Origin of the sequence: Allobosea sp. 47.2.35 (assembly GCF_024655635.1) — a bacterium.
In the GTDB taxonomy this organism is placed as follows: domain Bacteria; phylum Pseudomonadota; class Alphaproteobacteria; order Rhizobiales; family Beijerinckiaceae; genus Allobosea.
Genome location: NZ_JANLGI010000015.1, coordinates 1 through 23,732, shown reverse-complemented (window position 1 = coordinate 23,732; position 23,732 = coordinate 1). Strand labels below are relative to the sequence as shown.

Genomic DNA, 23,732 nt, shown 5'->3' with positions numbered 1-23,732 from the left:
AGCCCGGAGGACAAGACGGGACGCCAACGGCGAGACGAGACATGGCCCAGCCCCTGACCATCGAAGACCTGCGCCTTCTGGCCAAGCGCCGCGTGCCGCGCATGTTCTACGACTACGCCGATTCCGGCGCCTGGACCGAAGGCACCTACCGCGCCAACGAAACCGATTTCGCCAAGGTGAAGCTGCGCCAGCGCGTCGCCGTCGACATGACCAACCGCTCGCTCGCCTCGGAGATGATCGGCCAGCCGGTTTCCATGCCGGTCGCGCTCGCCCCCACCGGCCTCACCGGCATGCAGCACGCCGATGGCGAGATCCTCGCCGCCAGGGCCGCCGCCAAGGCCGGCGTGCCCTTCACGCTTTCGACCATGAGCATCTGCTCGATCGAGGATGTCGCGAACCACACCCAGGCGCCGTTCTGGTTCCAGCTCTATGTGATGAAGGACCGCGACTTCATTTCGCGGCTGATCCAGCGGGCCAAGAAGGCCGGCTGCTCGGCCCTTGTGCTGACGCTCGACCTGCAGATCCTCGGCCAGCGCCACAAGGATATCCGCAACGGCCTCTCGGCCCCGCCGAAGCCGACAGTCGCCAACCTGATCAACCTCGCCTTCAAGCCGCGCTGGTGCCTGAAGATGCTGGATACGCCGCGCCGGCAGTTCGGCAACATCGTCGGACATGTCACCGGCGTCGCCGACATGTCCTCGCTCTCCTCCTGGACCGCCAGCCAGTTCGACCCGAAGCTGAACTGGGACGACGTCCAGTGGATCAAGGAGCAATGGGGCGGCAAGCTGATCCTCAAGGGCATCCTCGATCCCGAGGACGCCGAGATGGCCGCCAAGAGCGGCGCCGACGCCCTCATCGTCTCGAACCATGGCGGCCGCCAGCTCGACGGCGCGCTCTCCTCGATCGAGGCCCTGCCGGGGATCGTCGAGCAGGTCGGCAACCGCATCGAGGTTCTGTTCGACGGCGGCATCCGCTCGGGCCAGGACGTGCTGAAGGCGATCGCGCTCGGCGCGCACGGCACCTTCATCGGCCGCGCCTTCCTCTACGGGCTCGGCGCCATGGGCGAGCAGGGCGTCACCGCAGCGCTCGACATCATCCGCAAGGAGCTCGACACCACCATGGCGCTCTGCGGCCTGCGTGACATCAAGGATGTCGACGAGCGCATCCTCGTCGGCGGCCGTGCCGGGGCGATCAAGCGGCTGGCGGGCGCCTAAGCTTTCAGGCACGGCACGCCGTACTCAAGCAGGCGAGCATCTCGGGTCACGAGCGTCAGCTCACGGTTCTTGGCCTGTGCGACGAGCATGCGGTCGAATGGATCGCGATGGATCGATGGCAGGGCGGCGGCCATCGTTGCGTCATCCAGGGTAATCTCGATGAAGGTCAGCCCCGAAGCCGGCAAGGCTCTCCATTCGGCGACGGGTAGATCGAGCTTACCAAGGGAGCGCTTGATCTCCAGCTCCCACACGCTGGCGACGCTGATGCAGACCTGATCGGCCCTGGCGATAGCCTCCCTCACCGGACTGGAGAGCTTGTCGCCGTCCAGGCCGAGCCACCACAGCAGGACGTGACTATCCAAAAGGCAGTTCAAAGGCTCTGCCCGGCATCATCATTCGTGGAATAGACCTCGAACAGATCGGTGAGATCGTTCTGCGGTTTCCACCAATCCGGATCGATCTCTCGGATTTTCCCTGCCCAAAGACCGGGTTGACGCTTGACGGCACCGGTCGGCGGGGGATCGACCTGCACCAGCTTCACGGCCGGCACGCCGTTGCGCGCGATAACGACCTCCTCGCCGCGCAAGGCCTGTTCGATTAATCGCGAGAGGCCAGTCTTGGCCTCGTGCACATTCACGATGGTCATCACCCTCTCCATATTAGCTAAGCTTAGCTAATATGGAGAGGGTGGGTTTGAATGGCAACTTCCGACCCAAGAGATCTCCCGCCGGGACAAGCCCGGCGGGAGCTTTCATGCCTCAGGCGCGATACCAGGACGCGAGGTTCCAGGTGTCGACATCCCAGCCCGAATGGTCATGCGAGAGGGTGTTCGACGCGGCGACCACCTTCTTGCGCGACAGGATCGGCAGGATGACATTGGCCTCGCAGAAGATCTCGTTGACCTTGATCAGCAGCGCGGCGCGCTTGGCCGGATCGAGTTCCTTCTGGGCAGCCTTGTAGGCCTCGTCGGCAGCCGGGTCGGTGTAGCGCGAGACGTTGCGGCCCAGCCACTTGTTCTCCTTGTTGGCGACTTCCCACGAGGTGAACTGGTTGAGGAAGCGCTCCGGATCGGGCTGCGGCTGCGTCGTCGTGTACATCTCGATGTCGACGTACAGCTTGGTGTAGGTGTCGGGGTTGGCGACGTCCGACGAGAAGAACACCGAGGCCGTCACCGACTTCAGCTCGATATCGATGCCGGCGCGCTGGCACGCCTGCTTGATGATCGCCTGCACCTTCTGGCGCGGAGCGTTGATCGAGGTCTGGAAGACATACTTGAGTTTCTTGCCGTCCTTCTCGCGGATGCCGTCCGAGCCCTTCTTCCAGCCGGCATCGTCGAGGATCTTGTTCGCCTTCTCGATGTTGAACTCGTACTTGAGCTTCTCCGACTTGAACTGCTTGGGCTCGTTCACGAAGCTCGCCGTAGCCGCGCCGGCGCGGCCATAGATGAACTTCTGGATCGAGTCGCGGTCGATCAGCAGGTTGATCGCCTGGCGCACGGCCGGATCGCTGAGCGTCGGATGCTTGGTCTTGACGCTCGAACGCTCGCCATCGACCTCGGTCCACGGGTCGGTCGTGTTCAGGGTGATGAACTCGATGTCGCCGGCAGCCGCCGCGCTGATCTTGCCGCGACCACCCATCTCCATGCGCTTCAGGACTTCGTCCTCGACCAGCGTATCCCAGGCATAGTCGTATTCGCCGGTCTGGAGGACGGCGCGGGCCGCCGAGACCGCGTCACCGCCGCCCTTGATCTCGAACGTGTCGAAATGCGGACGATTGGCGACGTGATAGCTCTCGTTGCGAGCGCCGGAGAGGATGTCGCCGGGCTTGAAGTCGACGAACTTGTAGGGGCCGGTGCCGACGGGCTTGAGGTTCGCCGGAGCCTCGCGGGACTTGGCGCCCTTGTACTCGCCGAAATGGTGCTTCGGGATGATCATGCCGGCGACGCCGACAAAGGGATCGGCCCAGAACGGCGTCGGCTTGGCGAAGATCACCTTGACGGTGAAGTCATCGACCTTCTCGACCTTGATGTCCTTGTAGGCACCGGTGGTGTAGGCGGCAGTCGCCGGATCGGCAGCGTATTCCCAGGTGAAGACGACGTCGTCGGCCGTGAACGGCTTGCCGTCATGCCACTTCACGTCCTTCTTCAGCTTCCAGGTGACGGTCGTGCCGTCCTCGGACAGGCCGCCATTGGCCTTGGTCGGTACCTCGGCCGCGAGCTGCGGGATCAGGTTGCCTTCCTTGTCCCAGCCGGCGAGCGGCTCGTAGAACACGCGCGACGCGATCTGGTCCTTGGTGCCCGAGGCGAAATGCGGGTTCAGCAGCGTCGGGGCCTGCCAGAGCAGCATCTTGAGCGGGCCGCCGCCGCCGGCCTTGGTCGGCTTGTATTCGAGCGTGGCATTGGCCATCGCGACATCGTTCCAGGAGAGGATCTGGGTCGCGATCGGCGCGGTGATGCCGAGCGCCGCCATCCTCTGGATGAAGGAGCGCCGCGACAGGCCGCCCTTCTTCACGTCCTGCACCATACCCTGGATATACTGACTAGTCATAATCAACCTTCACGTCATGGCAGCAAGAACACGATCAATAACTTGACCAGTTCCAGATCGGATTTATCAGTTCCAGGGCGTAGAATAGCCTTGGACGCGACTCTGCTCCTAGGAGCCGCTGCCTTAATCATAACTTAAGTCGTCAGACGGGAACCGCATGGCGGACCTGCTTGCCACTCGTAGCCCCGGCTAAATTACGCTGATTCACAAGGGAAAAACGCTGCGAACCCTGCAAGCGGGAGTGATGTCATAGCGTCGCAGCCGGGGCCTCCCGACACGGGACACCATGGTTGCGACCCGCCCGTCTGCTTCCGTAACATGGCCGCACTAGGGCATATCCGGCAGGAGCGAGCGCATGAGTGCAGACGACAAGCCGCGCCTTCTATCCGGCGGCAACCCGCAGATTACGAAGGGCGACGGCGACGCGCCGGTGCAGGCCTATATCGCCGCCATGCCCGGTTGGAAGAGCGCCGTCGGCCGGCGCATCGACGACCTGATCGCCGAGGCCTTCCCCGATGTGACGAAGGCGGTGAAATGGAACTCGCCGCTCTACGGCACCGGAAACCAGACCTGGTTCATCGGCCTCCACTGCTTCACGCGCTATGTGAAGATCTCGTTCTTCAAAGGCGCGCTGCTCGACCCAATGCCGCCCGGCACCTCCAAACAGAAGGAGGTGCGCTATCTCGACATCCACGAAAACGACACCCTCGACGAAGCGCAGTTCTCTGACTGGGTCAGGCAAGCGAGTCGCATACCCGGCGAGCGCATGTAGGCGCTGATCAGGATAACTCCTTCAGCCCGCCAGGCGTCTCGATCTGCGCCCGATAACGCAGCTCCGGCCCGTGGCTGACGACAGGCCCTCGCTCCGTCCCAAGCTCCAGCAACAGCGCCGCGATTGCATCGGCCTCCGGATGCTCCAGCGAGAACCCACGCAACCACGCGCCCAGATCGGCGATCGTCGCCATCGAGCGCGGCTTGCCACGCCGGTCAATGATCGAGGGAGCTGCTCCACCCCAGGGCAGCGAACCGTCATCGGGAATGGCGAAATCGAAGGCCGGAGCATCCATCGGCAAGCCCACCTTGCGACCGAATATGGCCTCACGGCCCTTCAGGACAGCGTCGATCCGGTCGGTCCGGGCGACCCAGCCGCACAGGCGACGGCCGGCATCCCACTCCCGCCGAACCTGCTTCCGGTCGTCGAGCCCGAACCAGCGGGCGCGCCCCGGATTCGTCCCATCGGGATCGACCGCGACGATCTCCAGATAGACCGTGTCGCCGAGCTGCAGCAGGTGATTATGGGTGCCCATGTACCCATGCCGCTGGCCGAAGGGCACATCGAGATCGAGGCAATCCCGAACATGCGCGACGCCTTCCGCGAGCGTGGGCGCGATGACGGTCAGATGATCGAGTGTCAGCATGCCGTCAGTTGAAGCCGACGCGGGCCTGTAGTCCAGCACCTGCGACCGTGGACCGCTTCGACACGCCTCAGCGCATCTTAAAGCAATACATGAAAAAGCCCCGCGGACCTTGCGGCACCGCGGGGCGTTTTTGAGTCAGATATCAATCACTCAGCGCGAGAACTTCTTGTACTGGATGCGCTTCGGAATGGTCGAGTCGATGCCGAGGCGGCGCTTCTTGTCCTCCTCGTAATCGGCGAAATTGCCCTCGAACCACTCGACATGGCTGTCGCCCTCGAAGGCGAGGATATGGGTCGCGATGCGGTCGAGGAACCAGCGATCGTGGCTGATGATCACGGCGCAGCCGGCATAGTCCTCCAGCGCCTCCTCCAGCGCGCGCAGCGTGTCGACGTCGAGGTCGTTGGTCGGCTCGTCGAGCAGCAGCAGGTTGGCGCCGGACTTCAGCATCTTGGCGAGATGGACGCGGTTGCGCTCACCGCCCGAGAGCGAGCCGACCTTCTTCTGCTGGTCGCCGCCCTTGAAATTGAAGGCCGAGCAATAGGCACGGGAATTGATCTCGCGCTTGCCGAGATAGAGCACGTCGTTGCCGCCGGAGATTTCCTCCCAGACGTTCTTCTTGTCGTCGAGCGAGTCGCGGCTTTGGTCGACATAGCCGAGCTGGACGCTCTCGCCGACCTTGATCGTGCCGGCATCCGGCTTCTCGGCGCCGGTGATCATCTTGAACAGCGTGGTCTTGCCGGCGCCGTTGGGGCCGATCACGCCGACGATGCCGCCCGGCGGCAGCTTGAACGAGAGATCGTCGATCAGGAGCTTGTCCTGGAAGCCCTTCGACAGCCCCTCGAAATCGACGACGTTGTTGCCCAGCCGCTCGGCGATCGGGATGATGATCTGGGCGGTATCCGGCCCCTTGCTGTTGGCCTTCTGGACGAGCTCGTCATAGCGCTGGATGCGGGCCTTGCTCTTGGCCTGGCGGGCCTTGGGCGACTGCGCCATCCACTCCGCTTCGCGCTCCAGCGTCTTCTGGCGCGAGGCGTCCTCGCGGCCTTCCTGGGCAAGGCGCTTCTGCTTCTGCACCGACCAGGCCGAGTAGTTGCCCTCATAGGGGATGCCCTGGCCGCGATCGAGCTCGAGAATCCAGCTCGTGACGTTGTCGAGGAAGTAGCGATCGTGGGTGACGATCAGGATCGCGCCCGGATAGGTCCGCAGGTGTCCTTCGAGCCAGGCGGTAGTCTCGGCGTCGAGATGGTTGGTCGGCTCGTCGAGCAGCAGGAGTTCCGGCTGCTCCAGCAGGAGCTTGCACATGGCGACGCGGCGGCGCTCGCCGCCCGAAAGCTTGTCGACGGCCCAGTCGTCCGGCGGGCAGCGCAGCGCGTCCATCGCCTGGTCGACCTTGGAATCGAGATCCCACAGGCCCTTGGCCTCGATCTCGTCCTGGAGATTGGTCATCTCGTCGGCGGTCTCGTCCGAATAGTTCATGGCGAGCTCGTTATAGCGGTCGAGGATCGCCTTCTGCGGGGCCACGCCGAGCATGACGTTCTCGCGCACGGTCAGGCTCTCATCGAGCTTCGGCTCCTGCGGCAGGTAGCCGACGCGCGCGCCTTCCGCGACCCAGGCCTCGCCGGTCCATTCCTTGTCCATGCCGGCCATGATCTTGAGCAGGGTCGACTTACCCGCGCCGTTGACGCCGAGCACGCCGATCTTGGCATCCGGATAGAACGAGAGATGGATGTTGTTCAGGACCTGCTTGCCGCCCGGATAGGTCTTGGACAGGCCGCGCATATGGTAGATGAACTGGCGGGACATGGGGCGAGCGGGCTCCGCTTTAGAACGCTTGGCGACGGATGTCGGGAAATCTGGCCGCTATGTAGCGACCGGGCGCGTCGCCCGCAACCGCGTCCGGCGCATTGCGGAGGCCAGACTTGTCCGGAACAATGCCGGTCTACAGCAGCGGGGGCGATTCGAAATGCAGGACAGGGATGGCAGGGCGACGGTCGCGCTGCGGCTGCGCGACGGCGCCCAGCTCTTCAACACGCTCGACCCCTTCCCCTTCCGCGAGGGCGACATCGCGGCCGAAGCCGAGGAATACATCGTCGACTGGGCCCGCGACTTGCCGAAGGACGAGCCGATCGCGATCGTCATCCATCTCGAAAGACCTGATGCCCCCGACAGGCCGGTGCCCGATCTCGCCACCGCGCTGACGAGTTGGTTCGCCGGCCGGGCGAAGGCTGAGACCTATGCGCTGCGCGAACTGTTCCGCGACGGCCGGCTCGCCTTCGCCATCGGCTTCGTCGGGCTCGCCGCCTGCCTGTTCCTGAGCTGGCTGCTGACGAAGGCCTATGAAGGCCCCTTCGCCCGCCTGTTTCAGGAAAGCCTGATCATCATCGGCTGGGTGGTGATCTGGCGCCCGGCCGAGATGTTCCTCTACGACTGGGTTCCGATCCTGCGACGCCGGAAGCTCTACCGCCGCCTTGCGGCTGCGACGGTCGAGGTCCGGCGCTCCGCGCAACCCTAGAGCACGCGCCGAACAGACTGCACCGCAGTCTGTTCGGATCACGCGTTCTCTATCACTAAGTGAGAGCCGGATCACGAAACCGCCAGCGCGCTTTTCACGGCCCGCCCTTTGCCTGATCGTTACGGGCAACGCGCAACCGGAGCCGGACGATGAAGCTGTCGCGCACCTTCGGGTTATTGGCTTTCGTCGGCATCGCCTTGAGCGCTGCCCTGGGCTTCGCACCGGCCCGCGCCCAGTCTAACGAACCCGGCTGCCGGCCGGAGATGGCCAGCCTCGGCCTGCCGATCCACCGGGTGCAACTGGCGAAGGGCGAGGCAAGGCTGACCTTCGTCGGCCACGCCACCTTCCTGATCGAGACGCCGGGCGGCGTGAAGATCGCGACCGATTACAACGATTATGTCCGCCCGCCGGTGACGCCCGACATCGCCACGATGAACAAGGCGCACTCGACGCACAACTCGCGCAATCCCGACCCCGCCATCAAGCATGTCCTGCCCGGCTGGGACCTGTCCGGCCGGGGCGCGGCGCAGCACGACCTCACCTTCGGCGATGTCCGCGTGCGCAACGTGCCGACCAATATCCGCACCTACGAGGGCGGCACGGACTATGATGGCAATTCGATCTTCATCTTCGAGATCGGCGAGCTCTGCATCGCCCATCTCGGCCATCTGCATCATCCGCTGGAACCCGGCCATCTGCGTGCGCTCGGCCGGGTCGATATCGTGCTCTTCCCGGTCGATGGCAGCTACACGCTCGACCAGACCGGCATGCTGGACGTGCTCAAATCGATCCAGGCGCGGGTGATGATCCCGATGCATTTCTTCGGCGGCGGCACGCTGAACCGCTTCCTCGCCCGCACGCAGGACATTTGGCCGGTCGAGCGCCGCGAGCAGCCGACGATCACGCTGGGCAAGGCGACACTGCCGGCCAAGCCCACCATGATCGTCCTGCCCGGGCACTAGGCCAGCGGCGTCAGGTATTCACGCCGCCGTCGATGGCGAAGCCGGCGCCGGTGATGAAGCGCGCTTCCTCGCTGGCGAGATAGGCGACGAGCCCGGCGATGTCCTCCGGCTGGCCATAGCGCGGGATCGCCATGCGCGCCCGCTGGGCATCGGCACCGGGGCCGCCGGCAGGGTTCATGTCGGTATCGGTCGAGCCGGGATGGACGATGTTGACCGTGATACCGCGCGGCCCGAGATCGCGCGCCAGCCCCTTGGTGAAGCCGATCAGCGCCGCCTTGCTCATCGCATAGAGCGTGACATTGGGCTCGACGACGCGGTCGGCGAGGCAGGAGCCGGTCGAGATGATCCGCCCACCCTCGCCCAGATGCGCCGCAGCCGCCTGCGAAGCCAGCACCACAGCGCGGACATTGACCGAAAGCGTCGCATCGATATCGGCGAGGCTCCAGTCGGCGACCGGGCCGCCGCGATAGATGCCGGCATTGTTGACGAGGATATCGAGCCCGCCGAGCGCCCTGGCGGCATCATCGACCGCGCGCGTCACCGCGGCAGGGTCGGCGCTGTCGGCGGCGATGGCGAAGCCCTTGCGGCCGAGCGCCTCGATCTCCCTGACGACCGCTGCCGCCTTGTCGGCGGAGCGCTCATAGGTCAGCGCGACATCGGCGCCCTCGGCAGCGAGCCTGCGGGCGATGGCGGCGCCGATTCCGCGGCTGCCGCCGGTGACGAGCGCGCGCTTTCCGGCAAGGCGTGACATGGCAAACTCCATTTATGTGATGATCGATACACAATACATGATGCGCTTGCCTGAGGCCGTCAAGAGAAATATATAATGGTCATCACAAAAATAATTCCGAGGAGCCGAATCCATGGCCGAGCGGGGCCGTCCACGCAGTTTCGACCGGCAGGCCGCGCTGGAGCGCGCCATGGACGTCTTCTGGGAGCGCGGCTACCAGGCGGCCTCGATGAGCGACCTCACCGAGGCCATGGGCATTAACTCGCCGAGCCTCTATGCCGCCTTCGGCAGCAAGGAGGCGCTCTATCGCGAGGCGATCCACCATTTCGCCACGACCGAGAGCGACGATATTCTGGCACCGCTCCAGGACGCGCCCACCGCGCGGGCCGCGCTCGAAGGTTATCTGATGGCGAGCGCCAGGACCTTCACCCGGCCCGGCCGGCCACCCGGCTGCATGGTCGTGCTCTCGGCGGTGAATGCCGTCGGCGTCGGCGACGAGACCAGCCGCATCCTGCGCGAGATGCGGGCCGGCAGCGTCAGCATGATCGAGCAGCGGCTGCGGCGGGCCATCACTGAAGGCGAATTGCCGGCCTCGCTCGATCTGCCGGGGATCGCGAGCTATTACGTCACCGTTCAGCAGGGCATGTCGATCCAGGCGCGCGACGGTGCCTCACGCCCAATGCTGGAGACGATCGCGCAGGGCGCCATGGCCGCATGGGACAGTCTCACCCGGCCACGCGCCGCCGCCTGAAAATCCGCGTTAACGCCTCGCTGAGACTGATTTCAGGCTTTCCTTGCCCTAGCGGCAGATCACGGCATCCTGTCGGCAATCGGGAGACTGCCTCCATGCGCCGCATCGCCGCCCTCGCCTGCCTGCTCGCGACCGCCACCTTGCTGCCTGTCCAGGCCGAGGCGGCGCGGTTCCGCGGGGGCGGACGCAGTTCCGGCTCGTCCACCACGACCAGCCGCAGCGTCGTCGTCGTGCCCGGCGTCGCGCTGGGCGCCAACCGTGCCCAAGCCGCCGCCAAGCAGCCCGAGCGCGTGCCTTTTCCCCCGGCGACAGCCCATCAGCCGCGCGAAGAGCCTGTACCGCTGCGCCTCTCGTCCACCAGCGAGACCAAGAAGCCGTGGTGCCAGACCGATATGGTGGTCGGCGGCTTCTGCATGATGAATTGAGCGCCTCATCGCTCAGGCGCGGCTGACGCGCCCTTCGAGCGGATAGGCCGGGTCGCTGTAGCCCGGCGTCGAGGGATGCCCGGCCGGCACCAGCCGGTCGATCAGCGCCTCATCCTCGGCATCGAACCCGGCATCGAGCGCCGCAAGATAGGCCTCCCATTGCTCGAAGGTGCGCGGACCGGCGATCGCGGCCGTCACGAAGGCATTGTTCAGCACCCAGCGCACCGCGAACTGGATCGGCGTCAGCCCCTTCCCGGCGGCGTGCTCCTTGATCGTCTGGGCGATGATCAGGCTTTCCTCGCGCCACTCCGCCTGCATCATCCGCCGGTCGCCGCGTCCGGCGCGCGTGCCTTCCGCCGGGGCCTGACCCGGCGCGTATTTCGCCGTGAGAACGCCGCGCGCCAAGGGCGAATAGGAGGCGACGCCAAGGCCGAAATAGCCGCAGGCCGGCAGATGCTCGACCTCGGGCATGCGGTTCATCGCGTTGTAATAGGGCTGGCTGACGACCGGCCGATCGATGCCGAGCTCGTCGCAGAGCCGGCAGATCTCGGCGAGGCGCCAGGCGCGATAGTTCGAGACCCCGAAATGCCGGATCTTGCCCTGCCGCACGAGATCGGCGATCGCATGCACCGTCTCTTCCAGCGGCGTCGTGTGGTCCTCTTTGTGGAGGTAGTAGATGTCGATCGTCTCGGTGCCGAGCCGGCGCAGGCTGTCCTCGCAGGCGCGCAGCACCCAGCGCCGCGACAGCCCGCCTTTCATCGGCCCCTTGCCCATGATGTTCGCGACCTTGGTCGCCAGCACCCAGTCGTAGCGATGCGCGGCGATGGCGCGGCCCGTGACCTCCTCGGACTGGCCCTCGTTATAGACATCGGCCGTATCGATGAAATTGATCCCGGCCTCGCGGGCGCTGTCGATGATCCGGCGCGAGGTCGCCTCCTCAGTCGGACCGCCGAACATCATCGTGCCCAGGCAGAGCGGCGAGACCTTGAGGCCGGAGCGACCGAGACGGCGATAGTCCATGGCAGATATCCTCGAACGGGGTGGCCAAACCTGCCGCAGCGCCGCGCCATACGCCAGCGCCCGGCGCGCAGGCACGCCCTGCATGGCGCGGCCGGCCAGCAAGGAAATGCTTAATCTTTCGTGACAGGGTGGTGCGTCGTCACAGGTCCACCCGATGAATCTCGCCCAGCTCGTCAAGAGCCAGACCCTTGCCACCTTGCTGCAGGCGCTCGACGCTGGCGGCGAGCTGACGGCTGGCCGGACGGTGCAGGCCAGGCTCGCTTCGCTGGAACCGGACGGCACCGCGACGGCCATGATCGGCGAGACCAAGGTCGCGCTCGTCCTCGCCGGCCCGCAGGCGCGGCAAGCCGCCTTGCAGCCAGGAGCAACCTTGCTCCTGCGCCTCGACCCTCCCGAGCAGCCCGGCGGCGACCTGCGCGCCACATTGGTCGACGTGCGCCCGCCATCGGCAGCTGCGACCGGGCAGCCTCAGTCGCAATCGGCCCCGGCGCCCCAACCTGGGCAGCTCAACGCGCTTCCGGCTTCGGCAACCGCCCCAGCCCGGCCGCTCTCGGCCGCCGGCCCCGCTCCTACGCCACAGCCCGTCGCCATGCCGGCGCCAGCAGCCGCGCAGGCCGCGCATCCACCCTCCCCGGTCGCTGTGCAGCAGGCCTTCCTGCAGCAAGCGTTGCAGACGCTGGGCCTGCCGGCAGCCACGCCTCCGGTCGCGGCAGGCTCCGCATCCGCCAACCCCACCCCCGTCAGCCCCGCCCCGCCGGCGACCGCCACGTCTCCCGCTCCTCCGGTGATCACGGCCGCAACCGCGCGCGCCATCGCCGGGCCGCTGCTCGGCCCCATGCTTCAGCAGCAAGGAGGATTAGCCCCGCTCTTCGCCAATCTGCGCGCCATCGCGCAGGGCTCGATCTCGCTGGCCCTGCCCAAGACGTTGCCGCCCGCGATCCAGCAGGTGCTGGCGCAGGCCATTCCGGCCGAAAGGCAGGCGCCGACGGCGGCAAGGTTGAAGGAAGCCTTTCAGGCGTCCGGGCTCTTCCTCGACGCGCGTCAGGCCGCAGCACTGCCTACGCCGCGGCAAGGCGATCTCAAGGCCGGCCTGCAAGCGCTGCGCGAAACCCTGCTGCCGATCATCGACGCCCTGTCGCCGGACCCGAAGGCGAGCCGTCATGACCACGGCAGCGAGCAGGCAGCGGAGCAGCAGGCCGGCTCCATGGACCAATCCACCCGCCTAGCCCCGCCGCGACGCGACGGCCCCCTTGCGCCGCAGCCAGCCGTGGAGCCCTCGCTGGCGCCGGGCGAGAAGCCGCTCGCCATCGCCGAGACCCTGCTCGACCAGACCGAGGCCGCGCTCGACCGGATCAAGCTGACGCAATATGCCTCGCTACCGCTGGAGCCTGGCCGGCAGGACGGCACGCAACCGGCACAGCGCTGGCTCGCCGAGATTCCGCTCGCCTTCCAGCATGGCATCGCGATGCTGCCGCTCCAGGTCGAGCGCGATCCGCCTCGCCGCGATGCGCAGGGCGTGAGCCCACCGGTCTGGCGCATCCGTTTCGCGCTCGATGTCGAGCCGATGGGGCCGCTCCAGGGCGTCGTCACCTTGCAGGGCCGCGATGTCGGCGTCTCGATCTGGGCCGAGCGCGAGGAAACCAGCCAACTCCTGCGCGGCGCGGCGCCCGGCCTCGAAGGTGCCTTGCTCGACGCCGATTTCGCCAGCGGCGCCATCGACATCCATACCGGCCAGCCACGCGTGATGCAGCCGACCGCCGGCCAGTTCCTGGATCGCCTGTCATGAGTGCGCCGCAGCCGCCCCGCATCGCCGTCGCGCTCGAATATGACGGGCATGGTGCGCCGCGCGTCACCGCGAAGGGCCGTGGCGAACTGGCCGAACGCATCGTCGAGACCGCCAGGGAGCATAACGTCGCCGTCGAGCAGAATGCGATCTTGGCACAGGCGCTTTCGGCCGTGGAACTCGATGACCAGATTCCCGAGGAGCTTTACCGCGCGACCGCGCAGGTCATCGCCTTCGTCCTCTCCCTGCGCGGCGAGTTGCGCCGGCCGAACCGGGACGGCCATCGGTCTTGAGCACGATCGTCGTCAGGCGCCTCGGCCCCACCGCTTACGCGGAGCTGGGGCCGGTTTTCGCGGAGCTCGCGCGCCACGCGCTGGAGCCAAATCCGCATATGGCACCGGCCGCCGTCTCGGCCGCGACGACGCTGGTGCCGGAGGACGAGATCGTCGTTCTCTGCGCCTGGCTCAGCGAAGCCCTCGATTTCGAACAGCTCGTCGGCGTCTGGGCCTTCCGGCGCGAGCATGGCTGGCGCAGCGGCTTTGCCGCCTCCCTCGCATCGCCGCTGGTACCGCTCTACGAGGTCTCGTCGCTGCCGGTGCTCGACCGCGACCATGCGGCCGAGGCGGCACGCGCGCTGATGCGCTATCTCCTCGGCTCGCGCGATCTGCCACACCGTCTCCTTCTGCCGCTGCTTCCGCTAGACGGCCCCTGCTATGCCGCCTTGGCCGAAGCCTGCCGCCAGACCGGCAGCGCGATCTCGACCTATGAGCGCTGGGTCCGCCCGGTGATGATCCCGCGCCCGGACGACAATTTCGAAGCCTACCTCAGGCGCACGCTCGGCTCGTCCTACAAGAAGCGGATGCAGCAGTTCCGGCAGGTGGGGAAGCAGGGCGCCCTCACCTTCCGGCGCAATCGCGGCCGCACGGCCCTTGAAGCGCTTGATGCCTTCCTCGCGCTCGAAGCTTCCGGCTGGAAGGGCGAAGCTGGCACCGCCATCGCCTGCCTGCCGGCCGACACCGCCTATATCCGCCGCCTGGCCGAGCTTAGCGCCGCCGACGACACGCTGCTGATCGACACCTTGCTGCATGACGGGCGCGCCATCGCCATGGGCCTGCTGGTCGAAAGCGGCAATCGCCGGCATTTCCTCAAGATCGCCTATGACGAGACTCAAGGCCGCCACTCCCCCGGCCGAACCCTGGCGATCGCCATGCTGCAGGCCGATTTCAACGGCACGCCGCCCGCCTTCTTCGACAGCGGCGCCGGCGAAGGCGTCGATGCCGGCACCTATGTCTGGGGCGAGCGCCGCGAGATGGCCAATGCGATCATCCGCGTCGGCCCGGGCCGTGCTGGCGCGGCCGAGATCGCCACCTTCGCCCGGATGTGGCTCAGGCGCCTGCGGGATGCCGCCCGAGCCCGATCCGCCCGAGCAGCCAGCGGCCGACCTCCGGCTTGAAGTGCAAGGTGTCGAGCCAGTAGCGCGACGACGCCTTGGCGGGATCGAAATCCTCGAACGGATGGTTCGAGACGAAGTCATGGAATGGCAAGCCGCGCCGCGCCGCCAGAGCGGCGATGTCTTGCCGCCAGATGGCCAGCTCGCCAGCGCGCGCGCCATCGGTGACGAGCTGCCGCTGCGCCGCGCTCATCGGTGACAGGACGATCGTGACCTCCAGCCCCCGTAGCAGGTCGAGCGCCCGTTCAAGATAAGTCAGATCGTCCGGCCGATAGGTCATCGCCGCGATATTCTGCTCACGGCTGATCCTGCCGACCAGCGCGGCATCGAAATCCGGCGTCGCCTTGTAGCCGTCGCCGTGCCAGAGGCCGGGCTCGGTCCGCAGCGGCCGCGGTCCGCGCAGATTGTCGATCGCCTTCGGATTGAGCACGACCGAGACCAGCGCCTCCCGGCGCCCCGTTGCCGTCGCGAGTTTCCGGTCGATCGGCGGAGGCGGCGGCCAGGCCGTGAACATGAAATAGTCGAGCTCGATCACGACCCGCCTGACGCTGCCGACATCGACTGCAAGAGCCGCGAGAACCGGTAGTTCCCGCGCCATCAGGGCTGAAAAGCCAGCATTGTAGACTTGCCCTGCCTCGGCCGAGGCATCGCGCGGATCGATGCCGCGATAAACCACCGACGAGCCGATCAGCAGCGTCTGCGGCTTCAGCCTCGCGATCTGGAGCGGCTTGATCAGGCGCATCTCGACATCGAGCAGGCGGCTCGCACCGACGCCGTCGCGCGTCCAGGGCGGGTTGTCGCGAAACACCCAGTAGGGATCGCGCCAAAGCGTCAGCGCCGCCAACAGACCGACCGCCAGCGCGACCGTCGCCGCGAAGCTGGTGGCAAAGCTGCGTGGTTCGGCAGAACCGGACAAGGCTGCGGCAAGACGCATGGCGCTGCGCTACCAGATCATCCCGGTGCTGGCGAGCCGGCTTGACCGCCCATCCGGCCCGCCGATACAGCAGGCCACCTGCAGGAGAGAGACGATGAGCGCAACCGCCCGGATCGGAATCGTGACGGTCTCCGATCGCGCCTCGGCCGGCATCTATACGGATGAGGGCGGGCCGGCCATCGATGCCTATTTCCGAAAAGTCCTGACCTCGCCCTGGGAACCTGTCGCGCGCGTCATCCCCGACGATCGCGCGACAATTGCCGAGACGCTACGCGATCTCGCCGACAAGGAAGGCTGCTGCCTGATCGTCACCACCGGCGGCACCGGCCCGGCCCCGCGCGATGTCACGCCGGAGGCAACCGAGGACGTCGTCGAGAAGCCGATGCCCGGTTTCGGTGAATTGATGCGGCAGGTGAGCCTCGCCAAGGTGCCGACAGCGATCCTTTCGCGCCAGACGGCGGGCATTCGCGGGAAGTCGCTGATCGTCAACCTGCCCGGCCGCCCCCGCGCCATCGCCGAATGCCTCGACGCCGTGATGCCGGCGATCCCCTATTGCATCGACCTGATCGAGGGGCCCAGGCTCGAAACCGATCCTGAAGTGATCGCGGCCTTCCGACCGAAGAAGTGAGATAGCCTCGGGCTTCGGAGCAAGGCGGCTCAACCCGCCGCCAACTCACGCCCGATCGCCTGCACAAGCTGCGGCGAGAGCGGGTCAGTCCCGGACGGAAAGCCGCCGAGCAGCGCGCCGTCGCGGCCGATCAGATATTTGTGGAAGTTCCAGCGCGGTGTGTCCGCGGGCTTCTCCGAAGCGGCCCAGCGATAGAACGGATGCGCCTCCAGCCCGCGCACCACGGTCTTCTCGACGAAGGCGTAGGTCGCGCCATGGCTCTGGCGGGCGGCCTCGGCGATGGCCGCGCCCTCGAGCGGCTCCTGCCCGCCGAAATCATTGCTCGGCACGGCGACGAGCATCAGCCCGCGCGCCTGATAGCGCTGCCAGAGCTGTTCCAGCGTCGCCATCTGCCCGGCATAGCCGCAGCGCGTCGCGGTGTTGACGACGAGGATCGGCCGGCCGCGATAATCGGCGAGCGGCATGCGCCCGCCGCCCGGCTTGTCGAAGCCGAAGGCATGGGCGCCGGTTAGAGCCTGCGCCGCAACTGAGCGAGGCACGAGACCGGCAGCAGTCGCCCCGGCGATCCCGGCGACGATCTGGCGGCGCGACGGCAGCATGACATCTCTCCGGTTCGACAGCCGAACGGGCGGCATCATGCCCCAAAGCAGAAAGCCCCGCAGCCGGCCGGCGCGGGGCTTCGCTTCACGATGGCGAGACCGCAAGGCCTCTGCAGACAACTCTCAGCAAGCGAGGACCTTCTTCACCCGCACCTCGAGGTCGCGCAATTCGTAGGGCTTCACGACGTAATGGTCGGCGCCGTTGCTGGTCGCCTCGTCCATCTTGTCGACCGAGCGTTCCGAGGTCGCCATGATGATCTTGATCTGGTTCAGTTCCGGCACCGAGCGGATGGCGCGCAGCAGGTCGATGCCGCTCATGCCGTCCATGTTCCAGTCGAGCAGCAGCAGATCATAGCGCTTGGTCTGCATCTTCATCAGGGCCTCGCGGGCGTTCTCCGCCTCGTCGATGTCCTGGAACTCGATCTGCTTGAGGAAATAGGTCGCCAGGCCGCGCATGCTCTTCTGGTCGTCGACCACCAGGATGCGGTATTCGCTTCTGGCCTTTGACATAACTTTTGCTCCTTACGCGGTGCGTAGATTCGGCCGCTCGCCGACCAGCTGCCCGACTGCTCCACCGATCTGGGTGAGCGGGACGACCCTGTCGGCGGCTCCGATCTCGAAAGCCGCTTTCGGCATCCCGTTTACCACGCAGGTCTCCCCGCTTTGGATTAACGTCTCGGCGCCGGCTTTGCGCATGGCTAACAATCCGTCAGCACCGTCGCGCCCCATGCCGGTCAGCAGGATGCCGACCGCATGGCTGCCGACGCTGCGTGCCACGGAATGGAACATCACGTCGACGGAAGGCGAATGACCGCTGACCAGCGGCCCCTCGCGCAGCACGCAGACGAACTCGCCGCGGCGTTCCTCGATCTCGAGATGCCGCGGCCCACCCGGCGCCACCACGGCCATACCGGGACGCAGCTTATCACCGTCAGCCGCCTCGCGCACATCGAGGCCCGTCGCGGTCGCAAGCCGCGCCGCGAACTTCGCCGTGTAGCCCGGCGGCATGTGCTGCACGACGACGATCGGTAGCCTGAGATGGGCGAGATCGCGCATCACCGTCTGCACGGCCGGCACGCCGCCGGTCGAGGCGCCGATCGCGATCATCGAGGTCTTGCCGCTGCGGGCCGGCTCCCGTGGCGGGGCCACAGCAGGACGGGCCGGTGCAGCGGCGGCCATCTGCGTCATCTGCCTAGCGGCGGCGATCATCTTGCGGCTGGCCGCGGCGCGCTGCAAAGCCGCGACGAGATGCTTCATGAAGCCGTCGAGCGTATGGGTCGTACCATCCGGCTTCTCGATGAAGTCGATCGCGCCGAGCTCCAGCGCCTGGATGGTGTTGTCCGCGCCTGGACCACCGAAGGCCGAGACGATCAGCACGGGCAGCGGGTCCTGCTTCAGCACGCGCGCCAGAAGCTTCAGGCCGTGCCGGCCCGGCAGTTCGAGATCGAGCGTCACGACATCGGGCCTGAGCTCCTGGATGGCGTCCCAGCCCTCCTCGGCGCTGCCGGCGATGCCGATCACCTCGAAGCCCGGCGCAGAATTGATGATCTGCGTCATCAGCTTCTGCATCAGCACGGAATCGTCGACGACGAGGACCTTGACCGGGGCAGCGGAAGACGTCGCGACAACCATCACCAGACCTCCACTTCACCAGCCACCGGCTGCGTCTTGAGCCGGTTGAGATAGGCGACTTCCTGCTCGTGGCCGCTGTCGCGCGCGGTGGGCTGGACATGCTGTACCCAGGCCCGGCCCGTCGAGGGCTGGTAATGGATGCGCCGCGAGCGCGTGCCGCCGACATCCCGCGAGACCACCGGGATGCCCTCGACCTTCAGGAATTCGTTGACGAAGGCGATGTTGCCGTCGCCGATCGCGAGCATCGTGGCGCCCGAGAGCACGCGCGCCCCGCCGAAGACCTTCGCCTCGAAATTGCTCCTCTTGGCGCCGCGCTTCAACAGGTCGTTGATCAGCACCTCCATGGCGGTGTCGCCATAGCGCTCGCCAGCGCTGGAATCCGAGCCGCCATTGTTCTTCGGCAGCAGGAAATGGTTCAGGCCGCCGACGCCGGCGACGGGATCGCGCATGCAGACCGAGACGCAGGAGCCGAGCACGGTCGCGACGATCTCGTCCTTGGCGGAGGTGATCTCGTGCTCGCCCGGCGCGACGGTGATGATCGTCGCCTGGAAGCGCGGATCGAAATAGCGGCGAGAGGACCGGGAGACGCTCATGCAGTCCTCTCGTAGATGGTGCGGCCGATCAGGCGCAGGTTCGGATGCGGTTGCGGCAGCGATTCCGAGTGCCCGAGATAGAGGAAGCCGCCAGGCGCCAGCAGCGTCACGAAACGGTCGAGGATCGAGGCCTTGGTCTGCGTGTCGAAATAGATGAAGACGTTGCGGCAGAAGATCACGTCGAACGGGCCGCTCATCGGCCATTTCTCGATCAGGTTGAGCCGCTTGAAGGCGATCATCCGGCGCAGCTCTTCGCTGATCCGGGCCTCGCCCCGCCCTGCCCCGCCTTCGAGCTTGAGCATCGGCTTCACATCGGACGGCAGGCGCTCGAACAGCTCCGCCGGATAGATGCCGGCCTCGGCGCGCGTCAGGATGTCGGTATCGATATCGGTCGCCAGGATCTTGAAGTCGAGGTCGCTGCGCGGCCCCACCACGTCGCGGCAGGAGGCGGCGATCGAATAGGGCTCCTCGCCGGACGAGCATGCCGCCGACCAGATCCGGATGCGGCCGCGCCGGCCGGAACGCTCCTGCAGGAGGCGCGGCATCACGTCCTTGCGCAGATGATCGAAATGGTGGCGCTCGCGGAAGAACGCGGTGTGGTTCGTCGTCACCGCGTTGATCAGCTCGGGCAATTCGCCCGCGGCCTGCGGCGTCTTGAGGAAGGCGCAGTATTCCGCGACCGAATTCATGCCGAGCGCCTTGACGCGCCGCGCCAGACGGCCGCGCGTCATCGCTTCCTTGTGCTCGCGGATGACGATACCGGCCTGCTCATAGACCAGCGTGGCGATGAACTTCATGTCGTCGCGGGTCAGGGTGACGTCGGCCATCGCGGGCTGGGCCGCCGCGAAGGGATTGGACGAGGCAGGTCTGTTCATCACTCAAATCCCCATCCGGCCGCCAGCGGCGACGCGACGATGCTGTGTCTGCTGCACGGTCCGCGGCGACACCGGGGTCGCCACGGGCGCGACGCCGCGCCGGGCCGGAGCCGGAGCGCCGTGCAATGTGTGGTGTCCGCCGAGCGCCTCGATATGGGCGTGCAGCGCGGCCGCCTGGTCGGCGAGTTCGGCCGCAGCCTCGGCGCTGCGCTCGGCGAGATCGCTGTTCTGCCTGACGCCCTTGTCCATCTTGGCGACGCTGCGGCCCATCTCGCCGGCCCCGCCGGCCTGCTCGGCCGTCGCGGTGGCGATCTCGGAGACCGTCGCGGAAACCTTGCCCGCCGCCGCGACGATGCGCTCCAGCGCCGTGCCGGTCTCGCGGACGAAGCCGACGCCCTCCGCGACCTGCCCGTTCGACGAGGCGATCAGCCCCTTGATATCCTTGGCCGCTTGCGCCGAACGCTGCGCCAAAGAGCGCACTTCGGACGCGACCACGGCAAAGCCCTTTCCGGCATCGCCGGCACGCGCCGCCTCGACCGCGGCGTTCAGCGCCAGCAGGTTGGTCTGGAAGGCGATCTCGTCGATCACGCCGACGATCTCGGAAATCTTCAGCGACGAGCTTTCGATCCGCTCGATCGCGCCGATCGCGCGCGTGACGACGCCCTGTCCCTGCTGCGCGACGCTCATCGTCTCGCCGGCGAGCTCGCCGGCCTCGCGGGTGCGGATGCTGCTGCGCCCGACCGAAGACGCGACCTGCTCGGCTGCGGCCGAAGCCTCGCCGAGATCGGCGGCAGCTCGCCCGGCGCCGGCCGCGAGCTCCGTGGTCGCGGCATCGACCTCGGCCGCGACCTGTGAAACCCGGCCTGCGGTCGCCCGGATCGTCTCGAAGGTCGCTCCGAACCGTTCGAGCGTCTCGTTGAGGCTGTCCTGAAGCTGGCCGAGGCTGCCCTGATGGGTCACCGGGACGCGGCGGTTCAGGTCGCCTTCCGCCATCCCGGAGACGGCATCGGCCATCTGGTCGAACGTGCCCTCGAGCAGCGCATTGATCCGGTTCAGGCCCTTGACCGCATGGCCGAGCGGCAGCGGCTGCCCTTCCGACGACAGACGGCGGGAAAAGTCTCCGGACTCGGCCGCCTCGACGAGCGTCACGATTTCACCGGCGAGCTTGAGATCGCCGGTCATCTCGCGCCATTCCACGGCAGTGCCGAAGCTGCGGCCATCGGCACGCATCATCGCGGTCAGGGTCAGGCAGATCGTGCGGCGGCCGAGCGTGAGGCGCACCGGCTGGCCGCTGAGCGGCTGATGCTCGCCCTGCACGCGCTCCATGACGCGACCCAGCATGTCCTTGGCGGAGCAGCCGGGAAAGGCGGCGCGGAAATCCTCCTGCGCCTCGCCGAAGAAGCGCAGCAGCGCCTTGCTGACATAGACGACCCGGCCGGCGGGATCGCAGAGCATGATGCTGGCGCGGCCATGGTCGAGCGCCGCGCGCAGGCGCTCGGCTTCCTGGCCCTGTTCATGGATGGCTGCGAGCGCGCGCGACAGATCCGCCCCCTCGCCTGATCCGGACAGGTTGGGAAATGTGACGTCGCCGCCCTCGGCCAGTCGAGCCGCAGCGGCAGCGCTGCGCGCGAGCGGACGGGTCGTGCCCCAGGCCGCAGCGCCGCCGAACAGCGCGACCGTCGCGACCGCGGCGGCACCCAGGGCGGGCGCACCGGCGAAGGCGGCATAGGACGCCAGGCTGCCGGCGAGCGCAGCCGAACCGGCGGCGAGCAGCGGCTGGCTGACCGAGAGACGTGAGAAGGGGCCGAGCGCGCTGCCCATGGGGTTCGATCGTTTCTTGTTCTCGCCCGCTTCTTGAACGCTACGCTCGGGCTGGTCTCAAAAGGTCAGGCGGCCCGGCTGGTCTTGATCTGGGCCTCGGCGCCGCCTTCGCGGATCACGGCCGCGAGATCCAGCAGCGCGACGATATCGGTGTCGAGCAGGACGAGGCCTTCGATCAGGCCGTGCTCGTCGCGCTCCAGGTCGGGAGCCGGACGAACCGCGGTGACCGGAACGTCGACGATATCCGAGACCGAGTCGACCAGCAGGCCGGCGGTCTTGTCCTCGACATCGACGACCACGATGACATGGGTCGCCGTCGCCTCGGTGGCGCCGAGCCCGATCGCGGTGCGCAGGTCGTAGACCGCAAGGATGACGCCGCGCAGGTTGAGCACGCCGCGCACATGCGGGGCCGCATGCGGCAGCGGCGTCGTCGCCTGCCAGCCCTTGATCTCGCGGACCATGCCGACATCGATGCCGAAGGTGCGGTCGCCGACCTTGAAGGTCACGATCCGGCGCGCAGCCGCTTCCGGCTGTGCAGACGAGAAGTGCTTTTCGCCGAGTTGGAGCGTCATGGTCATCCAGCCATTTTGAGGTCAGATTGGGGGTTGCGGCTGCCGGACGCGGCAAGCCGTAGCATCGAGTCGATATCCAGGATCAGGGCGACAAGGCCGTCGCCGAGGATCGTCGCCGCCGAGGCACCGTTGACCGCGCCGTAATTCGCCTCGAGGCTCTTCACGACGACCTGCTGCTGGCCGACGATCTCGTCGACGGCGATGCCGACATTGTTGCCGCGCTCGTTCTCGGCGATGATCACGATGTTCTCGTTGGTGGTGCCCATCGAGCCCATCACGTCGCCGAGGCGATAGAGCGGAGTGACCTCGCCGCGCCAGCGCAGGACTTCCTGGCCGAAGGGCAGACGCTCGATCGGGGTCGAGGCGAGATGCTGCGTCTCGATGACCGAGGCGATCGGGATGACGTAGCGGTCATCGCCGCAGCGGATCACCATGCCTTCGAGCACCGCGAGCGTCAGCGGCAGGGCCAGCGTGAACTTGCAGCCCCGGCCCGGCTCGGAATCGACCGAGATGCGGCCGCCGAGCGATTCCACGTTGCGGCGCACGACGTCCATGCCGACGCCGCGGCCTGACACGTCGCTGATGACCTCGGCCGTCGACAGGCCGGCGGCGAAGATGAGCTGGTCGATCTCCTCCGGCGCGAGCTTCTCATCGGCGCCGACGAGACCGCGCGAGCGCGCCTTGGCCAGGAGCCTGTCGCGGCCGATGCCGCGTCCATCATCGGTGACGGAGATGACGATGCGGCCGGCGCGATGCTCGGCGATCAACTTGATCGTGCCTTCGCGCGACTTGCCCGCAGCGACACGCTCGTCCGGCGTCTCCAGCCCGTGATCCATCGAATTGCGGATCATGTGGGTCAGCGGATCGGCGAGCTCCTCGATGATCGTCTTGTCGACCTCGGTGTTCTCGCCTTCGAGCACCAGCCGCACTTCCTTGCCCAGCGTCTGGGCGAGTTCGCGGACCAGGCGCGGCATGCGCTGGAACACGGCCTTCACCGGCTGGGCGCGGACCGCCATGACATGGTCCTGCAATTCGCGCGTTTGACGCGAGAGCGTCAGCATGCCCTCGGCCGTCTTGGCGTGGACGTCGTAGGGCAGCGAGCGGACGCATTCGACCAGCATGGACTGGGTGATGACGATCTCGCCGACCAGGTTCATCAGCTTGTCGATGCGGTCGAGATCGACGCGGACGCTGACGGCCTGGCGCTGGCGTGCCGCGTTGTCGGGGGCGGCCGGGGCACGCGGCGCGGCGCGGGCGACGGCCTGTC

Annotated in this window: 26 protein-coding genes; 10 read left to right on the top strand and 16 right to left on the bottom strand. The window is 67.0% G+C overall.

Translation table 11 applies throughout. The features are described 5' to 3' along the window. Positions 1-41 precede the first annotated feature (41 nt). Entirely contained in the window at positions 42-1,214 is a 1,173-nt protein-coding gene (locus NUV79_RS17835) for an alpha-hydroxy acid oxidase (protein WP_257734450.1), read from the top strand. On the opposite strand, the gene NUV79_RS17830 is transcribed toward NUV79_RS17835, so the two are convergent. The 3 genes from NUV79_RS17830 to NUV79_RS17820 form a co-directional block, all read right to left on the bottom strand. Beyond that, a complete protein-coding gene (locus NUV79_RS17830) occupies positions 1,211-1,588 on the bottom strand; it encodes a type II toxin-antitoxin system VapC family toxin (protein ID WP_257734449.1) in 378 nt (125 codons plus the stop codon). The two genes, NUV79_RS17835 and NUV79_RS17830, sit on opposite strands and share 4 nt — an antisense overlap. Continuing rightward, entirely contained in the window at positions 1,585-1,860 is a 276-nt protein-coding gene (locus NUV79_RS17825) for a type II toxin-antitoxin system Phd/YefM family antitoxin (RefSeq protein ID WP_257734562.1), read from the bottom strand. The genes NUV79_RS17830 and NUV79_RS17825 overlap by 4 nt, the downstream gene beginning before the upstream one ends. A 112-nt stretch (positions 1,861-1,972) precedes the next feature. Beyond that, the gene (locus NUV79_RS17820) at positions 1,973-3,760 is read right to left on the bottom strand and encodes a peptide ABC transporter substrate-binding protein (protein WP_257734448.1); all 1,788 of its coding nucleotides are present in this window, start codon (positions 3,758-3,760) and stop codon (positions 1,973-1,975) included. Positions 3,761-4,115: 355 nt separating this feature from the next. Here NUV79_RS17820 and NUV79_RS17815 point away from each other — a divergent pair, with 355 nt between their 5' ends. Further along, the gene (locus NUV79_RS17815; protein ID WP_257734446.1) at positions 4,116-4,532 is read left to right on the top strand and encodes a DUF1801 domain-containing protein; all 417 of its coding nucleotides are present in this window, start codon (positions 4,116-4,118) and stop codon (positions 4,530-4,532) included. 7 nt (positions 4,533-4,539) lie between these two features. On the opposite strand, the gene NUV79_RS17810 is transcribed toward NUV79_RS17815, so the two are convergent. Both NUV79_RS17810 and ettA read right to left on the bottom strand, forming a co-directional pair. Continuing rightward, positions 4,540-5,178 (bottom strand): VOC family protein, encoded by a 639-nt coding sequence (locus NUV79_RS17810; protein ID WP_257734445.1) that lies wholly within the window; start codon positions 5,176-5,178, stop codon positions 4,540-4,542. 150 nt (positions 5,179-5,328) lie between these two features. Further along, positions 5,329-6,981, bottom strand: coding sequence for an energy-dependent translational throttle protein EttA (gene ettA, locus NUV79_RS17805; protein WP_257734444.1), 1,653 nt, complete (start codon positions 6,979-6,981; stop codon positions 5,329-5,331). Positions 6,982-7,141: 160 nt separating this feature from the next. Here ettA and NUV79_RS17800 point away from each other — a divergent pair, with 160 nt between their 5' ends. Both NUV79_RS17800 and NUV79_RS17795 read left to right on the top strand, forming a co-directional pair. Further along, positions 7,142-7,690, top strand: coding sequence for a hypothetical protein (locus NUV79_RS17800; RefSeq protein WP_257734443.1), 549 nt, complete (start codon positions 7,142-7,144; stop codon positions 7,688-7,690). Between the two features lie 149 nt (positions 7,691-7,839). Continuing rightward, positions 7,840-8,652 carry an MBL fold metallo-hydrolase gene (locus NUV79_RS17795; protein ID WP_257734442.1) on the top strand — a complete coding sequence of 271 codons (813 nt, stop codon included), beginning with the start codon at positions 7,840-7,842 and terminating at the stop codon, positions 8,650-8,652. Positions 8,653-8,662: 10 nt separating this feature from the next. On the opposite strand, the gene NUV79_RS17790 is transcribed toward NUV79_RS17795, so the two are convergent. Then, positions 8,663-9,403: an SDR family NAD(P)-dependent oxidoreductase gene (locus NUV79_RS17790; protein ID WP_257734441.1), complete on the bottom strand. Its 741-nt coding sequence runs from the start codon at positions 9,401-9,403 to the stop codon at positions 8,663-8,665. Between the two features lie 112 nt (positions 9,404-9,515). Between NUV79_RS17790 and NUV79_RS17785 the strand changes: the two genes are divergently transcribed. Further along, complete coding sequence (locus tag NUV79_RS17785) at positions 9,516-10,133, top strand: TetR/AcrR family transcriptional regulator (RefSeq protein WP_257734440.1); 618 nt, start codon at positions 9,516-9,518, stop codon at positions 10,131-10,133. A 95-nt stretch (positions 10,134-10,228) separates the two neighbouring features. Then, complete coding sequence (locus tag NUV79_RS17780) at positions 10,229-10,558, top strand: hypothetical protein (RefSeq protein WP_257734439.1); 330 nt, start codon at positions 10,229-10,231, stop codon at positions 10,556-10,558. 12 nt (positions 10,559-10,570) lie between these two features. On the opposite strand, the gene NUV79_RS17775 is transcribed toward NUV79_RS17780, so the two are convergent. Further along, entirely contained in the window at positions 10,571-11,578 is a 1,008-nt protein-coding gene (locus NUV79_RS17775) for an aldo/keto reductase (protein ID WP_257734438.1), read from the bottom strand. Between the two features lie 154 nt (positions 11,579-11,732). Between NUV79_RS17775 and fliK the strand changes: the two genes are divergently transcribed. From fliK to NUV79_RS17760, 3 genes are read left to right on the top strand one after another with little or no spacing between them, the layout of a single operon-like run. Then, positions 11,733-13,364: a flagellar hook-length control protein FliK gene (fliK, locus tag NUV79_RS17770; protein ID WP_257734437.1), complete on the top strand. Its 1,632-nt coding sequence runs from the start codon at positions 11,733-11,735 to the stop codon at positions 13,362-13,364. Further along, complete coding sequence (locus NUV79_RS17765) at positions 13,361-13,654, top strand: EscU/YscU/HrcU family type III secretion system export apparatus switch protein (protein ID WP_257734436.1); 294 nt, start codon at positions 13,361-13,363, stop codon at positions 13,652-13,654. Before fliK ends, NUV79_RS17765 begins: the two co-directional genes overlap by 4 nt. Then, the gene (locus NUV79_RS17760) at positions 13,651-14,814 is read left to right on the top strand and encodes a GNAT family N-acetyltransferase (RefSeq protein WP_257734435.1); all 1,164 of its coding nucleotides are present in this window, start codon (positions 13,651-13,653) and stop codon (positions 14,812-14,814) included. The genes NUV79_RS17765 and NUV79_RS17760 overlap by 4 nt, the downstream gene beginning before the upstream one ends. Here NUV79_RS17760 and NUV79_RS17755 read toward each other — a convergent pair. Further along, positions 14,747-15,745, bottom strand: coding sequence for a hypothetical protein (locus NUV79_RS17755; protein WP_257734434.1), 999 nt, complete (start codon positions 15,743-15,745; stop codon positions 14,747-14,749). The two genes, NUV79_RS17760 and NUV79_RS17755, sit on opposite strands and share 68 nt — an antisense overlap. 94 nt (positions 15,746-15,839) lie before the next feature. Between NUV79_RS17755 and mog the strand changes: the two genes are divergently transcribed. Then, the gene (gene mog, locus NUV79_RS17750; protein ID WP_257734433.1) at positions 15,840-16,373 is read left to right on the top strand and encodes a molybdopterin adenylyltransferase; all 534 of its coding nucleotides are present in this window, start codon (positions 15,840-15,842) and stop codon (positions 16,371-16,373) included. 29 nt (positions 16,374-16,402) lie between these two features. Here the strand turns inward: mog and NUV79_RS17745 are convergent, their stop codons facing one another. From NUV79_RS17745 to NUV79_RS17710, 8 genes are all read right to left on the bottom strand, one after another. Beyond that, complete coding sequence (locus tag NUV79_RS17745) at positions 16,403-16,972, bottom strand: glutathione peroxidase (RefSeq protein ID WP_257734432.1); 570 nt, start codon at positions 16,970-16,972, stop codon at positions 16,403-16,405. Positions 16,973-17,095: 123 nt separating this feature from the next. Continuing rightward, positions 17,096-17,482: a response regulator gene (locus tag NUV79_RS17740; protein WP_047578914.1), complete on the bottom strand. Its 387-nt coding sequence runs from the start codon at positions 17,480-17,482 to the stop codon at positions 17,096-17,098. A gap of 12 nt (positions 17,483-17,494) precedes the next feature. Beyond that, positions 17,495-18,604 carry a chemotaxis-specific protein-glutamate methyltransferase CheB gene (gene cheB, locus NUV79_RS17735; RefSeq protein ID WP_257734431.1) on the bottom strand — a complete coding sequence of 370 codons (1,110 nt, stop codon included), beginning with the start codon at positions 18,602-18,604 and terminating at the stop codon, positions 17,495-17,497. Then, complete coding sequence (locus NUV79_RS17730; protein ID WP_257734430.1) at positions 18,604-19,197, bottom strand: chemoreceptor glutamine deamidase CheD; 594 nt, start codon at positions 19,195-19,197, stop codon at positions 18,604-18,606. The genes cheB and NUV79_RS17730 overlap by 1 nt, the downstream gene beginning before the upstream one ends. Next, the gene (locus NUV79_RS17725) at positions 19,194-20,072 is read right to left on the bottom strand and encodes a CheR family methyltransferase (RefSeq protein ID WP_257734429.1); all 879 of its coding nucleotides are present in this window, start codon (positions 20,070-20,072) and stop codon (positions 19,194-19,196) included. Before NUV79_RS17725 ends, NUV79_RS17730 begins: the two co-directional genes overlap by 4 nt. A 3-nt stretch (positions 20,073-20,075) precedes the next feature. Then, a complete protein-coding gene (locus NUV79_RS17720; protein WP_257734428.1) occupies positions 20,076-21,893 on the bottom strand; it encodes a methyl-accepting chemotaxis protein in 1,818 nt (605 codons plus the stop codon). Positions 21,894-21,958: 65 nt separating this feature from the next. After that, entirely contained in the window at positions 21,959-22,471 is a 513-nt protein-coding gene (locus tag NUV79_RS17715; protein WP_257734427.1) for a chemotaxis protein CheW, read from the bottom strand. Next, positions 22,468-23,732, bottom strand: a 1,265-nt coding sequence (locus NUV79_RS17710; protein ID WP_257734426.1) for a chemotaxis protein CheA, incomplete at its 5' end; no start/stop codon positions are given. The genes NUV79_RS17710 and NUV79_RS17715, both read right to left, overlap by 4 nt.

Excerpts from the sequence above, each read along its gene's own strand:
- NUV79_RS17835 (WP_257734450.1), top strand. The coding sequence starts at position 42 with ATGGCCCAGCCCCTGACCATCGAAGACCTGCGCCTTCTGGCCAAGCGC.
- NUV79_RS17825 (WP_257734562.1), bottom strand. The coding sequence starts at position 1,860 with ATGACCATCGTGAATGTGCACGAGGCCAAGACTGGCCTCTCGCGATTA.
- NUV79_RS17820 (WP_257734448.1), bottom strand. The coding sequence starts at position 3,760 with ATGACTAGTCAGTATATCCAGGGTATGGTGCAGGACGTGAAGAAGGGC.
- NUV79_RS17815 (WP_257734446.1), top strand. The coding sequence starts at position 4,116 with ATGAGTGCAGACGACAAGCCGCGCCTTCTATCCGGCGGCAACCCGCAG.
- NUV79_RS17810 (WP_257734445.1), bottom strand. The coding sequence starts at position 5,178 with ATGCTGACACTCGATCATCTGACCGTCATCGCGCCCACGCTCGCGGAA.
- ettA (WP_257734444.1), bottom strand. The coding sequence starts at position 6,981 with ATGTCCCGCCAGTTCATCTACCATATGCGCGGCCTGTCCAAGACCTAT.
- NUV79_RS17800 (WP_257734443.1), top strand. The coding sequence starts at position 7,142 with ATGCAGGACAGGGATGGCAGGGCGACGGTCGCGCTGCGGCTGCGCGAC.
- NUV79_RS17795 (WP_257734442.1), top strand. The coding sequence starts at position 7,840 with ATGAAGCTGTCGCGCACCTTCGGGTTATTGGCTTTCGTCGGCATCGCC.
- NUV79_RS17790 (WP_257734441.1), bottom strand. The coding sequence starts at position 9,403 with ATGTCACGCCTTGCCGGAAAGCGCGCGCTCGTCACCGGCGGCAGCCGC.
- NUV79_RS17785 (WP_257734440.1), top strand. The coding sequence starts at position 9,516 with ATGGCCGAGCGGGGCCGTCCACGCAGTTTCGACCGGCAGGCCGCGCTG.
- NUV79_RS17780 (WP_257734439.1), top strand. The coding sequence starts at position 10,229 with ATGCGCCGCATCGCCGCCCTCGCCTGCCTGCTCGCGACCGCCACCTTG.
- NUV79_RS17775 (WP_257734438.1), bottom strand. The coding sequence starts at position 11,578 with ATGGACTATCGCCGTCTCGGTCGCTCCGGCCTCAAGGTCTCGCCGCTC.
- fliK (WP_257734437.1), top strand. The coding sequence starts at position 11,733 with ATGAATCTCGCCCAGCTCGTCAAGAGCCAGACCCTTGCCACCTTGCTG.
- NUV79_RS17765 (WP_257734436.1), top strand. The coding sequence starts at position 13,361 with ATGAGTGCGCCGCAGCCGCCCCGCATCGCCGTCGCGCTCGAATATGAC.
- NUV79_RS17755 (WP_257734434.1), bottom strand. The coding sequence starts at position 15,745 with ATGCGTCTTGCCGCAGCCTTGTCCGGTTCTGCCGAACCACGCAGCTTT.
- mog (WP_257734433.1), top strand. The coding sequence starts at position 15,840 with ATGAGCGCAACCGCCCGGATCGGAATCGTGACGGTCTCCGATCGCGCC.
- NUV79_RS17745 (WP_257734432.1), bottom strand. The coding sequence starts at position 16,972 with ATGCTGCCGTCGCGCCGCCAGATCGTCGCCGGGATCGCCGGGGCGACT.
- NUV79_RS17740 (WP_047578914.1), bottom strand. The coding sequence starts at position 17,482 with ATGTCAAAGGCCAGAAGCGAATACCGCATCCTGGTGGTCGACGACCAG.
- cheB (WP_257734431.1), bottom strand. The coding sequence starts at position 18,604 with ATGGTTGTCGCGACGTCTTCCGCTGCCCCGGTCAAGGTCCTCGTCGTC.
- NUV79_RS17730 (WP_257734430.1), bottom strand. The coding sequence starts at position 19,197 with ATGAGCGTCTCCCGGTCCTCTCGCCGCTATTTCGATCCGCGCTTCCAG.
- NUV79_RS17725 (WP_257734429.1), bottom strand. The coding sequence starts at position 20,072 with ATGAACAGACCTGCCTCGTCCAATCCCTTCGCGGCGGCCCAGCCCGCG.
- NUV79_RS17720 (WP_257734428.1), bottom strand. The coding sequence starts at position 21,893 with ATGGGCAGCGCGCTCGGCCCCTTCTCACGTCTCTCGGTCAGCCAGCCG.
- NUV79_RS17715 (WP_257734427.1), bottom strand. The coding sequence starts at position 22,471 with ATGACCATGACGCTCCAACTCGGCGAAAAGCACTTCTCGTCTGCACAG.